The organism is Mycobacterium sp. NGS41, from assembly GCF_059812725.1.
Genome location: NZ_JCALDF010000011.1, coordinates 51273 through 65273 on the forward strand (window position 1 = coordinate 51273; position 14001 = coordinate 65273).

At 64.7% G+C, this 14001-nt stretch carries 11 protein-coding genes, 2 tRNA genes and 2 pseudogenes; 6 read left to right on the top strand and 9 right to left on the bottom strand.

Going from position 1 to position 14001, the window contains the following annotated elements:
* Positions 1-8 precede the first annotated feature (8 nt).
* The 4 genes and pseudogenes from AC5Y21_RS12665 to AC5Y21_RS12680 all read right to left on the bottom strand — a co-directional run.
* The gene (locus tag AC5Y21_RS12665; RefSeq protein ID WP_499912749.1) at positions 9-1748 is read right to left on the bottom strand and encodes a DUF3556 domain-containing protein; all 1740 of its coding nucleotides are present in this window, start codon (positions 1746-1748) and stop codon (positions 9-11) included.
* Between the two features lie 226 nt (positions 1749-1974).
* Positions 1975-2334, bottom strand: a complete 360-nt coding sequence (locus AC5Y21_RS12670) for a DUF4190 domain-containing protein (protein ID WP_499912751.1) — start codon at positions 2332-2334, stop codon at positions 1975-1977.
* Between the two features lie 185 nt (positions 2335-2519).
* Positions 2520-2592 (bottom strand) — tRNA-Lys (locus tag AC5Y21_RS12675).
* 145 nt (positions 2593-2737) lie between these two features.
* Positions 2738-2929: pseudogene (locus AC5Y21_RS12680) on the bottom strand (sterol carrier protein domain-containing protein); the annotation flags it as partial.
* On the opposite strand from AC5Y21_RS12680, the pseudogene AC5Y21_RS12685 reads away from it, so the two are divergent.
* Together AC5Y21_RS12685 and AC5Y21_RS12690 are read left to right on the top strand one after the other, a co-directional pair.
* Positions 2908-3757, top strand: a pseudogene (locus tag AC5Y21_RS12685) (DMT family transporter). The pseudogenes AC5Y21_RS12680 and AC5Y21_RS12685 overlap by 22 nt on opposite strands.
* Before the next feature lie 169 nt (positions 3758-3926).
* Positions 3927-5123, top strand: a complete 1197-nt coding sequence (locus AC5Y21_RS12690) for a L,D-transpeptidase (protein ID WP_499912752.1) — start codon at positions 3927-3929, stop codon at positions 5121-5123.
* 15 nt (positions 5124-5138) lie between these two features.
* On the opposite strand, the gene AC5Y21_RS12695 is transcribed toward AC5Y21_RS12690, so the two are convergent.
* Both AC5Y21_RS12695 and orn read right to left on the bottom strand, forming a co-directional pair.
* A tRNA-His gene (locus AC5Y21_RS12695) sits at positions 5139-5214 on the bottom strand.
* Between the two features lie 53 nt (positions 5215-5267).
* Positions 5268-5915 carry an oligoribonuclease gene (gene orn, locus AC5Y21_RS12700; RefSeq protein ID WP_499912754.1) on the bottom strand — a complete coding sequence of 216 codons (648 nt, stop codon included), beginning with the start codon at positions 5913-5915 and terminating at the stop codon, positions 5268-5270.
* 110 nt (positions 5916-6025) lie between these two features.
* Here orn and AC5Y21_RS12705 point away from each other — a divergent pair, with 110 nt between their 5' ends.
* On the top strand, positions 6026-7597 hold the full coding sequence (locus AC5Y21_RS12705; protein WP_499912756.1) for a helicase HerA-like domain-containing protein: 1572 nt from the start codon (positions 6026-6028) through the stop codon (positions 7595-7597).
* A 7-nt stretch (positions 7598-7604) separates the two neighbouring features.
* On the opposite strand, the gene cmrA is transcribed toward AC5Y21_RS12705, so the two are convergent.
* Positions 7605-8408: a mycolate reductase gene (gene cmrA / locus AC5Y21_RS12710; protein WP_499912758.1), complete on the bottom strand. Its 804-nt coding sequence runs from the start codon at positions 8406-8408 to the stop codon at positions 7605-7607.
* 156 nt (positions 8409-8564) lie between these two features.
* Between cmrA and AC5Y21_RS12715 the strand changes: the two genes are divergently transcribed.
* Positions 8565-9893, top strand: coding sequence for an MFS transporter (locus AC5Y21_RS12715; protein ID WP_499912760.1), 1329 nt, complete (start codon positions 8565-8567; stop codon positions 9891-9893).
* On the opposite strand, the gene AC5Y21_RS12720 is transcribed toward AC5Y21_RS12715, so the two are convergent.
* Together AC5Y21_RS12720 and AC5Y21_RS12725 are read right to left on the bottom strand one after the other, a co-directional pair.
* A complete protein-coding gene (locus tag AC5Y21_RS12720) occupies positions 9890-10675 on the bottom strand; it encodes an MmpS family transport accessory protein (RefSeq protein WP_499912762.1) in 786 nt (261 codons plus the stop codon). The genes AC5Y21_RS12715 and AC5Y21_RS12720 overlap by 4 nt on opposite strands.
* A gap of 76 nt (positions 10676-10751) precedes the next feature.
* The gene (locus AC5Y21_RS12725) at positions 10752-11393 is read right to left on the bottom strand and encodes an SACE_7040 family transcriptional regulator (protein ID WP_499912763.1); all 642 of its coding nucleotides are present in this window, start codon (positions 11391-11393) and stop codon (positions 10752-10754) included.
* A 114-nt stretch (positions 11394-11507) separates the two neighbouring features.
* Between AC5Y21_RS12725 and AC5Y21_RS12730 the strand changes: the two genes are divergently transcribed.
* Positions 11508-13151, top strand: coding sequence for an AMP-binding protein (locus AC5Y21_RS12730; RefSeq protein ID WP_499912765.1), 1644 nt, complete (start codon positions 11508-11510; stop codon positions 13149-13151).
* 101 nt (positions 13152-13252) lie between these two features.
* Positions 13253-13996 carry a CoA transferase subunit A gene (locus tag AC5Y21_RS12735; protein ID WP_499912767.1) on the top strand — a complete coding sequence of 248 codons (744 nt, stop codon included), beginning with the start codon at positions 13253-13255 and terminating at the stop codon, positions 13994-13996.
* The last annotated feature ends 5 nt before the right edge of the window (positions 13997-14001 follow it).

Sequence of the window (14001 nt, forward strand, 5' to 3'; positions counted from 1 at the left end):
GAGGACCGTCAGGCCAAGTCGGCCTCGGCGCTGCTCTGGACGTGCACCGGAAGATCATCGGCCCACGGCTGAGCGTTTGCCATATCCGCGACGTCGATGTAGCCGCGCTCGAACTCACCGGTCGCGGCGTCGACCAGCCGGTACTCCTGGGTCGGCCGGTGAATAGGCTGCGCGTCGAGGATCACCACCCGCACCTCGCCGGGCTCGAAGCCGCATCGCTGCTGCAGCGCTTCGATGAGGCATTCGTTGTGCATATGCCCGTCGCCGAAGTTCCAGCCAAGAACCATGGCGCACAGATTCTCGCCCTCGCAGACGTTGTAGTCGTCCTCGTCATAGCCGCTCAGCGCGCGATGTACGAGCGTGTAAAGCGCGCGGCCGTGCGTGTTCATCCCGCGGAAAGCGAAGGCGAGGTGAATGGGGACCAGGATCTCCTCTCTGGTTTTGTACAACCGCTCGAGCTGCAGGTGATACATCGGGCCGAGCGCACGGGCGCCGGCGCGAATCTTCTCGTCGGCCGAGGGCTTGACACACCACTGGGTGGTGTCCCAGTTGCCGGCGTAGTAGCGCATGCCGGGCAGGAACGAAACCTTGCGCGGGTACAGGTTTCCGATGACGACGGTTCCGGCGATCACCACGAACAGGACGGCTATCGGCCACGGGTTGGTGACGTCCGGCAACCCCACTTGCGCGTGCGCGACGAACAGCCACAGCACCCCGAAGATCATGAACACGTTCCATTCCAGCGGCACGCCCATCGGGAAGGCCAGCAGGATGTTCAGGTGGAACACGATCATAACGAACGCGGCGATCGCCGTCGGCCAGCCGCCGTGGGAGAAGAAGAGCGCCAGAGGCACCAGCCCCTCCACAGCGGTCGAGAAGTGGGCGATGAAACCCGCCAACCCGCTGGGCCGCAAGTCATCCGGATAGCGCTTGAACAGCGACCGCTTGAGAAACCCCGCGGGGATGAACGGATTGTTGGCCAGCATCGTCGAGATCACGAACGGGAAGTGCCGGTTGAGCTTTGACGTCGCGGCGCCCAGCCAGATCACCATGAAGACCACCTTGGCGCCGACGACCATGTCTGGTCCGAAGAACAGGAACACCAGCGCCAGCGGCGCGTACACCTCGCCGCGAGCGGCCAGAAAGATCACCTTGTCGCGCAGGCTGACTACTGCCAGCACCGACAGGATCGCGACAGTCTGCCACCGGGGCAGCACGCCAATCGTCGTGTCCAGGCCAGGAATTGGCCCGCTGCCGTCGGACAGCAGCGCAGTTAACAGCAAAACGAGCAGGGCGCCGTAGAGCAGCACGTCGAACGGGGTTCTGTTGTGGCCTTTGGTCATTGGCACCCGGTCCGGCCAGGGCGGCAACCGGATGGTGCCGGGCCGCAGCCAGTACAGGATCGAACCCATCGGCGGGAAGTAGCGTCCGGCCAGCGGGCCGAAACAGCAACCGAGACCTACGACTTCGAACAGCATTGTGAAAAGCACGGCCTTCTGGAACACGATGGGTTCCGACCACCAGGCGGCGACGTTGGTGAAGCCATGGATGTCTTTGGTGCACAACGCGAATAGCCAAGCGCCAAGGATGTACAGCGCGATCTTCACGCCGTACATCACGTGCATCACCAGCGGGGTGCCGAAACCGTTCTCGGCGATGTGGCGCGCCATCGGCACAATTCGCTCGGCGCGCGTCCGCTTCCTCCACTCGTCGTCGACGACGGGCAGGTTGGGCTGGATGAACCCCATTGCAGCTCCTTCGACAAGGGGCGCCAATCGGTACTCATGGCGGTTGCTGGTGAGAAAAAGCTACCTGTCGCGGGGTCAGTGCAACAGGCCCTCGTCGAGGGCGGTGATAGTACCCGCGAAATGCTCGGGGTGCGTTCGAGTCTCGGCTATCGGGTTCTCAACGCGCGACGAGTTGACCTGCGGTCAGGTTCACACCCGAACGGTGGTCCGCCACTTCCAGCGCTGGCTAGTGCTGGAAGAACAGCTGCCCGATGCCGATGACGAGCAGCAATCCGAGTACCACGCCGCTGATGGCTATCCCGGCGATCGCCATGCCGCGGCCGTCTTGCCCGGTCTGCTTGATCTGGCCCAGCGCGACGAAGCCGAAAATCAACCCGAGGATGGGCCCGATGAGGCATATCCAGCCGACTAAGGAGCACACCAACGACGCGATGGCCATGCCGTTGGTACCGGAGCTGCCTTGGGACGGATAGCCGTAACCTGGCGGCGCCGGAGGCGGATAGCCGTAGCCTCCTGATGGGGGCTGGTTACCGTAACCTTCGGGCGGTGGTGGAGGCGGCGGGGGGAAGTTGGGCGGTTCCGACACGGCAAGCTCCTATGGAATCGAGCGAACCACATACTCTACCCGGCATTTTGGCTCGTCTGACGGTAAGCGCGCCGGAGAATCCGGCGCCGATCCTGGGGTCACGAGCAGTGGCCCAACTCGGATGTTTGAAACCCGCATGTATGCACGTATAGATATGCAGTCGAGACTGCAAAAGCGCCTTGAAGTGCGCCGTCAGGGTTTCGAACCCCGGACCCGCTGATTAAGAGTCAGCTGCTCTACCAACTGAGCTAACGGCGCCTGAGACGGCCGAGACCGCGTACGCGACAATAACAGGCGTCGTGCCGCGGGGCGAAATCCCAGATTCCTCTAGGGTAGCTGCTGCGCCGCGAAGCGGCTGAGTACTCCTAAGCGGTCACACACGGCATTTCGCCTGCAGCAGGAATCAGAAGAGCGTGCCGCAATAGGGTGCCCGCTCGGTCCTGAATATGGCATCCAAGTCTCGTAACGCGCCCTCACGCTCCTCAGTGATGCGGTCCGCTCGGGAAAGCTGGGAAGCAGAATGCGCGCCCATGTAGATCGTGGCCAATTCACCCAGACCAATTTTGACGTCGGGTGGCCCGTCGTGCGGCGTGCAAGCAGCGCGCCGCGCATCGGATCACTGACAGCTCGGTCGGCCACCTCGGGCTGTTCGCCAACCTGCTGCGCGATCAACGCTGGCGGTGGGGCACTCTGCTGCTCGCGGCGAGCATTGCTCTGCAGGCGGCCGCGCTGGGCCTGGGTTCGGTGTTACTGGTGCAGGCACTGCTGATGCTTTCGCTCTTGTTCCTGCTGCCGATCAATGCCAGGTTGTCGCACCGCAGGGTGACCCGCGTCGAGTGGATCTGGGCCGGCTTGCTTACTGCTGCTGTGATCGTGATGGTCACCGTTGGCAATCCGCAGGCCGGTCGCTCGAGCGCATCCGCTCAAATGTGGGTCGCGACGGCCGTGGTGTTGGGGCCGCTGTTGATCGCATGCGTGGTGGCAGCCCGAATCTGGGGCGGTGCCCTGGCCGCGGTGTTGTTCGCCCTCGTCTCGGGTTCGCTGTGGGGGTTTTTGCGTGCTGACCAAAGGAGTCGTTGCTCGCCTCGGCGATGGCGGATGGGCTGTGATTCGCACCCCCGAGCTATCTGCCTGGCTCCTGGTGGCGCTGGGCGGCCTCGTGTGGAGCCAGTCGGCGTTCCGGGCCGGGCCGCTGACCGCGTCGATGCCCACCCTGCAGGTCTCGCAGCCTGTCGTGGCGGCGGTGCTGAGCGTTGTTGTTCTTGACGAGACGTTGAACACCAGCCGCACCGGGATCATCGCTTTGGCGGCCGCGGCGCCGGTCATGATGGCGGCCATCGTCAAACTCGCGCGTGTCGAGGCGGTCGCGGCCCGCGGCGGGGTCGAGGAGGACGTCCACGACCCCGTCAGCCAACCGATGTAGTTGGCGTCCACTGCTGTGGGGTGGGCTGTGCCGAGCCTGGACTGTGACCAGACAAACGAGCCTGTTGGACAGTCGAGCGGCTGTAACCCATTAAAATATCTGCAACTATTCAGGGCCTTCAGGGTCAGTGGTGACCGAAGTGAGCCATGTCAGGTGGAGAGGTTGCCCGATGACACCTTTGCGGACGCCGCGATTATCGCTGCTTGTGGCGATGATCTTGGTAGCTGTGTTCGGTGTTGCGTGCGGCAATAGCCAAGGTCCCGCACCGGCGAAGGCCATCACCGACAAGGGCACGCCGTTCGCCGATCTGATGGTCCCGAAGCTCACCCCCTCGGTGACCGACGGTGCCGTCGGCGTCACGGTGGATGCGCCGGTGACGGTCAGCGTTGCCGACGGTGTACTGGCCTCGGTCACCATGGTCAACGACAACGGCAGGACGATCAACGGTCAGCTGAGCCCCGACGGACTGCACTGGTCGACCACCGAGCAACTCGGCTACAACCGGCGCTACACGCTGAACGTGAAGGCGCGCGGACTGGGCGGTGCGGCGACCCGGCAGATGACGTTCGCGACGAGTTCTCCCGCCCACCTGACCATGCCCTACGTCAATCCGAGTGACGGTGAGGTCGTCGGCATCGGTCAACCGGTGGCGATCCGGTTCGACGAGAACATCGCCAACCGGATGGCGGCCCAGAAGGCCATCACGATCACCGCCAATCCGCCCGTCGAGGGCGCCTTCTACTGGCTGAACAACCGCGAAGTGCGTTGGCGGCCAGAGCATTACTGGAAGCCGGGCACCACGGTGGACGTGGCGGTCAACACGTATGGCGTCGACTTGGGCGACGGCATGTTCGGCGAAGACAACGTGAAGATGCACTTCACCATCGGTGACGAGGTCATCGCTACGGCTGACGACAACACCAAGATGGTGACGGTTCGCATCAACGGTGAAGTTGCCAAGACCATGCCCACGTCGATGGGCAAGAACAGCACCCCGACGGCCAATGGCATCTACATCGTCGGCGCACGGTTCAAGCACATCATCATGGACTCGTCGACTTATGGGGTTCCGGTCAACTCGCCCAACGGATATCGCACCGATGTCGACTGGGCCACGCAGATTTCCTACAGCGGTATTTTCGTGCACTCGGCGCCATGGTCGGTCGGCGCCCAAGGCAACACCAACACCAGCCATGGGTGTCTGAATGTGAGCCCCAGTAACGCCGTGTGGTTCTACGAACACATCAAACGCGGCGACATCGTCGAGATCGTCAACACAGTGGGGCCGACGCTTCCCGGCACCGAGGGCCTCGGCGACTGGAACATTCCCTGGCCGCAGTGGAAGGCCGGCAACGCCAACACCTGATGTGCTGGCCACCTGTGGGGTGGCTGACGGGGCTCGAACCCGCGACATCCAGGATCACAACCTGGTGCTCTACCAGCTGAACTACAGCCACCATCGCCGCGCTGGCCCTGACAGCTTGTGGGCTTACGCGCGGCGACGTCGATACTAGCCGGTCGGTGGCTCGTCGGCCGAATCGTTTGACTCCGGTGCGGCTGACCCACTCTGCAGTTCGCCAGCGACCGCTGCGATTTCGCTGGTAGACGGCCCTGGCAGCGGGACGAACACGGTGCGCCGGTAGAACTGCAACTCGCGGATGGATTCGTGAATGTCGGCCAGCGCGCGGTGTGCCAGGCCTTTGCTCGGCTGGCCGAAGTAAATGCGCGGGTACCAGCGCCGGCAGAGTTCTTTGATGGAGCTGACATCGATCATCCGGTAGTGCAGAAACGAGTCCAGCTTGGGCATGTCACGGGCAATGAACGCGCGATCGGTGGCAATGGAGTTGCCCGCCAGCGGCGCCGTCTTGGGTTGCTTCACGTGCTCGCCGATGTAGTCGAGCACCATCGTCTCGGCGGTCGCCAAGTCGACGGTGGACGCTTGGACCTCGTCGATCAACCCAGAGCGGGAATGCATCTCGGCTACTACGTCGATCATCGACGTCAGCGCGGCATCCTCGGCGTGAATCACCACGTCGATTCCGTCGCCGAGAATGTTCAGCTCAGCGTCGGTGACCAGGGCCGCGATCTCAATCAGCTTGTCCGAGCCCAGGTCAAGCCCGGTCATCTCGCAGTCGATCCACACCATTTCGTCGCGCACAGCGCTCTACAGTATGCCCACGCCAGACCGTGCCCCCGCGTCCCCCTGGGAAGTAGTGTGATGCTTTGCCGTACTTGATGGGGACTACTCGAAAAGAGGTACGTGCCACGATGAGCACCGAATCGACGGCTGACGGGCCTGCCAAGCGGATCGCGGCGGGCTATGCCGTAACAGGCCAGGCCCTGGAATTGGGAACGGTCGTCGTAGACGGCGAGGCCGACCCGAGTGCTCAGATCCGTATTCCGCTGGCCACCGTGAACAGGCACGGCCTGGTGGCCGGAGCCACCGGAACCGGCAAGACCAAGACGCTGCAGCTGATCGCGGAGCAGCTCAGCGCCGCAGGTGTGGCGGTATTGATGGCCGACGTCAAGGGCGACCTGTCCGGTCTGGCGCGGCCAGGGGAGGAAAACGACAGGACCGCCGCGCGCGCGAAGGACACCGGGGACAGTTGGACGGGCACTGGGTTCCCGGTGGAGTTTTTGTCGCTGGGCACCGCCGGCGTCGGCGTCCCGGTGCGCGCGACCATCTCCAGCTTCGGCCCGATCCTGCTGTCAAAGGTATTGGGGCTGAATGCAAGTCAGGAATCCACGCTGGGACTGATCTTCCACTACGCCGACCAGAAGAGCCTTCCGCTGCTGGATCTGAAGGACCTACGCGAGGTCATCAGCTTCCTCATCAGCGACGAGGGCAAGGCCGAGTTGAAAACCATCGGCGCAGTCTCGTCTACGACCGCCGGCGTGATCCTGCGGACATTGGTCAACCTGGAATCCGAGGGCGCCGACACCTTCTTCGGCGAGCCGGAGCTCGACCCCGATGATCTGCTGCGCGTCGACGACCAGGGCCGCGGCATCATCTCGCTGCTCGAGTTCAGCGGCCAGACGCTGCGGCCGGTGCTGTTTTCCACCTTCCTGATGTGGGTGCTGGCCGACTTGTTCCAGCACCTGCCCGAGGTGGGTGACGTGGACAAGCCCAAGCTGGTGTTCTTCTTCGACGAGGCGCACCTGCTGTTCACCGACGCGTCGAAGGCGTTCCTCGAGCAGGTCGAGCAAACCGTCAAGCTGATTCGCTCCAAGGGCGTCGGGGTGTTCTTCTGCACCCAGCTGCCGACGGACCTGCCCAACGATGTGCTGTCCCAACTGGGCGCCCGGGTGCAGCACGCCTTGCGCGCGTTCACCCCCGACGACCAGAAGGCACTGAGCAAGACGGTGCGCACGTATCCGAAAACCGATGTCTACGACCTGGAGTCCGCGCTGACGTCGTTGGGTATCGGCGAGGCCGTCGTCACCGTGCTGTCGGAGAAGGGCGCGCCCACGCCGGTGGCCTGGACCCGGATGCGGGTGCCGCGATCGTTGATGGCCGCCATCGGCACCGACGCGGTCGGCGCGGCGGCTCAGGATAGCCCGTTGCAGGCCAAATACGGCCAGACCGTCGACCGGGACTCGGCCTACGAGATGCTGCGCGCCAAGCAGGCCGCCGGGCCACCCGACTCGGCGGACGGTGCCGACTCTCCGCCAGTGCCGGCGGACGGCGAGGTGCCGCCAATGCCGGCGCCGGCTGGGAAAAAGAGCCCCAGCATTTTCGAGCAGGTGTTGCACGACCCGACCGTGAAAAGCGCCATCAACACCGGCGTGCGCGAGATCACCCGCAACATCTTCGGCACCGGACGGCGCCGCCGGAAGTGACGGCCGGCTAGCCGCCGAGCTTCTTGTAGAAGCTGCCCACAATCGGTGCCACGATGGCACGCGGAGCGTACTGGCTTGCCACGGACATGGCTTTCGACGTCAGGCCCGGGACGACGCGCATCTTGTTGCGCTCCAACGCATCCAGTGACAGCCGGGCGGTGTGCTCGGTCGAGATCCACAGGAAGTCGGGCACCAGCCTTTCGACCAGCGTGGCTTCTGACTCATCGGGGAGTTCGGTGCGCACAGGGCCAGGCGCCAGCAGCGTGACGTGCACACCGGAGCCGCGCAGTTCGCCGCGCAGCGACTCACTAAACGTATTAGCAAACGCTTTCGTCGCGGCATAGGTGGCGTTGTAGGGAATCGGCGAATTGCCTGCCGCCGAACCGGAAATCAAGATTCCGCCGGCCTTGCGCTCGATCATTCCCGGCAGTACCGCCAGCGTAAGATCGTGCACCGCTACGGCATTCAGCTGTACCTGAGCCTTTTCGCCGGCGGGGTCGAGGCCCGCAACCGGACCGAAAGTCGCGGTACCCGCGTTGGCGCACAGGATCGAGACGGGTCGGTTGGCCAACTCGTCGCACAGCTTCGCCCGCTCCTCCGGATCGGCCAGGTCGGCTGGTCGTACTTCTACGGCCACGCGGTATTTGTCGACCAGCCGTGCGGCCAGCTCGGTGAGCACGTCCTCGCGTCGCGCGGTGACGATCAGGCTGTGTCCGCGGGCGGCAAGTTCGGTGGCCAGCGCTTCGCCGATGTTTTGCGAAGCTCCGGTGACAACGGCACGCGCCTCGGGACTGGGAGCGGGTAACGGCATGCGCCAATCGTAGACAGGGTTCCCTTCCGAACCATCGAGACTGCGCCCAAGGCTACTCTGCGCCACGAGACGACGCCCTCACCGCAGTTTCGGCGCTGTCGGCGCAGGCGTAGCCGGGCGCAGCGGGTCGTATGCCCGACCAATAGAGTGCCGGGCATGGGTCAGCCGACGCCGGCTTCGGGCGCGATCGTGCGATCTCGGGTAGCTGCGTGGGCGCTGTGGGACTGCGGGTCGACCGGTCTGAACGCGATCGTGGCGACGTTCGTGTTCGCCGTCTACCTGACCAAGACAGTGGGCGTGGGCATCTCCGGCGGTACCGCGCCGGAGAGCTGGTTGGGCCGTGCCGCGGCGGTCGCCGGGTTGACCGTTGCAGTGCTGGCGCCGGCCGTCGGCGTATGGGTGGAGTCCCCGCATCGCCGGCGGGTGGCGCTCAGCGTGTTGACCGGCATGGCGGTGGCACTGGCCAGCGCGATGTATGTGATCCGCGCCCAGCCCGCCTACTTTTGGGTCGGGCTTGTGTTGTTGGAAGGGAGCGCGGCGTGCGGCGACCTGGCCAGCGTCCCGTATAACGCGATGCTGCGCCAGCTCTCGACGCCGGCGACATCAGGCCGGATCTCCGGCTTCGGTTATGCCGCGGGCTATTTCGGCAGTGTCCTGCTGCTGTTGCTCGTTTTCTTCGGATTCATTTCCGGAACCGGCGACGAGCGCGGGCTGCTGCATCTGCCGGTCCAGGACGGGCTCCATGTCCGGACGGCGATGCTGCTGGCCGCCGCATGGCTGGCCGTCTTGGCCCTGCCATTGCTGTTGGTCGCACACCGATTGCTCGACGCCAACGAGGTGTCGCACCAAACGAGCATGTTGGGCGGCTACCGCAAGCTGTGGCGGGAAGTCAGCGCGGAGTGGCAACGCGACCGCAACCTGGTCTTCTTTCTGGTCGCCAGCGCGCTCTTCCGGGACGGGTTGTCGACGATCTTCCTCTTCGGCGGGGTGCTGGGCGTCAACGTTTACGGCATCTCGCCGGCCAACGTGCTGATATTCGGTGTCGCGGCCCTGGTGGTGGCCGCCGTGGGGGCGGTGCTTGGAGGCTTCCTCGACCACCGGATCGGATCCAAACCGGTCATCATCGGGTCGCTGCTCATGATCCTGTGCGTGGCGGTCACCCTGATCGGGCTGTCCGGTCCTACGGCCTTCTGGGTAGGGGGACTGCTGTTGTGCCTGTTCATCGGACCGACGCAGTCGTCGTCGCGCGCCTTGCTGTTGCACATGGCGAACGAGGGCAAGGAGGGGGTGGCCTTCGGCCTATACACGATGACCGGGCGCGCGGTGGCCTTTGTGGCGCCGTGGCTGTTCTCGGTGTTCGTCGACGTCTTCGGCACCGTGCGCGCCGGTTTGGGTGGCATCTCGGTGGTCCTGTTCGCCGGCATCCTGGGGATGCTGGTGGTTCGGGTTCCACCGCGTCGCGTCGCGGTCGGCGAGCGGCTTTAACCCGGCGGGGCGTTGCAGACTGTCAGTCCCATACCTTCACGCTGACGTACCTGTACCCCGGCGACAGTGAGCGAGCAGGTGACACTGTGGCCGATGTTGATGATCGTGACGATTGGCGGTTGAACGGCCGACTTTGCCAGGCTGACCTCTTTGCTCCACGGTAGCGCCACATTGAACTCCGTCTGCATCACGTTTCCGGTGTCCAGATAGGTGATGCTGAGAGCCCGGCCTTCTCCGATGACGTTGTAGACGACGCTTTGCATGGTGGCGGGACCGGTCGTCTGGGTCGGTGTCCCGGACCCCGTGGGCGGGAGCGCAGGCCGCGGGTAGCGCGAGGTCGACGGCCCCGTCGAACCTGAGGGTGCTGTCGAACTCGACTCGGGCATGGCCGGTAATGGCGGGACCGCAGTCTGGGTTCTGACCGCGCCATTGGCCAGGACCAATGCGATGACCAGGCCGACGACCAGCATCACCGCGGCGCCTGCGAAGAACCACAACCAACGCGGTGACTTCGGCCCTTCCGGCAGCGGGGGTGCCAGCTCTTCGCGCGGGAGTCCCTTGGATAGCGCCTGCTCTTCCTGCCAGTACGCGGGTAACTCGAGGGTCGGATTCGTCTCGTGATTCGGCGCCCAGGGGGAAGCCGGGCCCGCGTAGGACTGTGCATACGGCGCCTGGTCCGCATAGGCAGGGTCGACGTAGGGCTGGTCGTGGAGGTCGTTCGCTTCAGACCCCGTTCGAGAGGGACTTAACGAGTCCGGCCGACGTGGATCGGTCATGTCCACCTCATGGATTGCAGGGTACCCGGGCCCCGCGCAGTGGCGCTTTCTCGAATCCTGCCGCCGGGACCGATCGGCCGGCCTACTGATCACCGCCCGCCAGTGCGGCTACCGTCATCGCGCGCATGACGGCGCGCGAACGCAGCGCGCCCGTCGGTTTGGTGTCGGCCGATTTCATGCTGTGTGGCGTCGAGTTCAGCAATCCGAACGTGGCGTGCGCCATCAGCCGGGCATCGGCTTCGGCCAGCTCGGGGTTCAGCTCGCGCAGCACGCCCACCCAGATCTCGACGTACTGCCGTTGGGCCTTGCGCACCTGTCGCTGCGCTGCTGCGGGAAGGTGGGCGAGGTCGCGGTCCTGGATCCGGATGAGGTCGGGTTCGCCCAGGGCAAAGTCGAGGTGAAAGTCGATGAGGCCGTCCAACGCCGTGGCAGCGTCAGGGTTACCGGCTGTCACATCACGGGCACCGGCGAGTAGCCGCGCGCTGATGCCGACCAACAGCTCGACCAGCAGCGACTCCTTGTTGGGAAAGTGCCGGTAGATGGCGGGACCGCTGACACCGGCCGCGGCGCCGATGTCTTCCAGCCGCACGGCGAGAAATCCGCGTTCGGCGAAGAGCCGTTCGGCGGCCGACAGCAGCTGCAGGCGCCGGTCGGACTTCAATTGGCTGCGCCGATTCGGGATTTCGGCGGAGCCGTTCCGGCCGTTTGGGGCGGACGCTGTCACAATCGGCCTCCGTCCAACTCGTCCTGGACAGTTCGGTTAATCGCCACTAACGTAGCACGAGTTATGTGCGATTAACTCGAAATTGTCGCACGGTAAGCGTCAGGCGGAGGAGCAGTGGCAGGCGCAGGACCCCACGCCCGCGACCCGCTGTCCTATGACCGGGGCCCGAGCCAACCTCCGCTGCTCGACACGACAATTGGCGCCAATTTCGCTGACACCGCTACCGAATTCGCGCACCGCGACGCACTCGTCGACGTCTGGGCGGGTCGCCGGTGGACCTACGCCGAACTGCTCGCCGATGTACGCCGACTGGCGACAGGGCTGTTGGGGGCGGGGATCACCACCGGCGACCGGGTCGGTATCTGGGCGCCGAACCGCTGGGAGTGGGTGCTCGTCCAGTACGCGACCGCCGAGATCGGCGCGATTCTGGTATCCATCAACCCCGCCTACCAAGCCCGCGAATTGGAGTATGCGCTAAGGCAATCCGGGGTAGCGATGGTGATCGCCGCGCCCAGTTTCAAGTCCACGGACTACGCCGCCATGCTGGCCGAGGTCACTCCGCGTTGCCCGGATCTGCGCGACGTGGTGCTGATGGAGAGTGATCGCTGGGCAGAGTTGACCGCGACCGAGCCGGACCCGACCGCGCTGACGAATATCGCGGCGACCCTGGACAGTGGCGATCCCATCAACATCCAATACACCTCTGGCACAACGGGTTCCCCAAAGGGTGCGACGCTGAGCCACCGTAACATCCTCAACAACGGCTATCTGGTGGGCGAGCTGCTCGAGTACACCGAAGAGGATCGGATCTGTATCCCGGTGCCCTTCTATCACTGCTTCGGCATGGTGATGGGCAATTTGGCGGCCGTCAGCCACGGCGCCTGCATGGTGATTCCGGCTCCCGGCTTCGAGCCTGCCGCCACCCTGCGGGCCGTGCAGGCTGAGCGCTGTACCAGTCTCTACGGCGTGCCGACGATGTTCATCGCCGAGCTCGGCCTGCCGGAGTTCGCGGACTACCAGCTCGCCAGCTTGCGAACCGGAATCATGGCGGGTTCGTCGTGCCCGGTCGAGGTGATGCGCAAGGTGATCGACCGCATGCACATGTCGGGAATCTCGATCTGCTACGGCATGACCGAAACATCGCCGGTGTCTACCCAGACGCGTACGGACGATTCCCTGGAGCGGCGCGTCGGCACGGTCGGCCGGGTGGGTCCGCACCTGGAAATCAAAGTGATCGACCCGGGCAGCGGCGAGACCGTTCCCCGCGGCGTGCCCGGAGAGTTCTGCACTCGGGGCTATTCCGTGATGGCCGGCTATTGGAACGAGCCAGGCAAGACCGCCGAGGTGATCGACGCCGACGGCTGGATGCACACCGGAGATCTCGCCGAAATGGACGGGTGCGGGTACGTCCAGATCATGGGCCGGATCAAGGACATCGTCATCCGCGGCGGTGAAAACATCTCTCCGCGCGAGGTCGAGGAGTTTCTGTACACCCACCCCGACATCGTGGAAGCTCAGGTCATCGGGGTACCCGACGCGAGGTACGGCGAGGAGCTCATGGCGGTGGTCAAGCTGGGCGACGGGGTTGCCGGATTGACCGTCGAGCGGCTGCGTGACTTCTGCGTGGGCCAGATCGCGCACTTCAAGATCCCGCGGTACCTGTGGATTGTCGACGAATTCCCGATGACCGTCACCGGCAAGGTCCGCAAAGTGGAGATGCGTGAACGGGCAATAGAGTATCTGCGCGGCCAGCAATGAGCACCCGCGTGGTACTTCGGCTTCCCTGGACGCACCGAGCGGGCGATGGTATCCTCAGCTCCAGTTAATGAAGATTAACTGAACCGGGAGGCTTTGCGGTAATGGACAAGGTGGTAGCGACCGCTGCGGACGCGGTCGCGGACATAACCGACGGGTCGTCCCTGGCGGTAGGAGGGTTCGGCCTCTGCGGCATCCCCGAAGCGCTGATCGCCGCGTTGGCCGACTGCGGCGTCACCGACCTCGAGACGGTGTCGAACAATTGCGGCGTCGACGGCGTGGGGCTGGGGGTGCTGTTGCAGCACAAGAGGATTCGTCGCACCATTTCTTCCTATGTGGGCGAGAACAAAGAGTTCGCCCGTCAGTTCCTGTCCGGCGAGCTCGAGGTGGAGCTGACTCCGCAGGGCACCTTGGCCGAGCGGTTGCGCGCCGGAGGCATGGGCATACCGGCCTTTTACACTCCGGCCGGGGTCGGCACCCAGATCGCCGACGGCGGACTCCCGTGGCGCTATGACGCGTCGGGTACGGCGGCTGTGATGTCGCCTCCCAAGGAGACTCGCGAGTTCGACGGTGTCACCTATGTTCTCGAACGGGGGATACGCACCGACTTCGCGCTGGTGCATGCCTGGAAGGGCGACCGGCACGGCAACCTGGTATACCGCTACGCCGCGGGCAATTTCAACCCAGAATGCGCCCCGGCCGGACGGATCACGATCGCCGAAGTGGAACACCTCGTCGAGCCCGGGGAGATCGATCCCGCGACGGTGCACACTCCCGGTGTCTTCGTGCAGCGTGTCGTGCACGTGCCCAATCCTGCCAAGCGGATCGAGAAGGAGACGGTGCGGTGATGAGT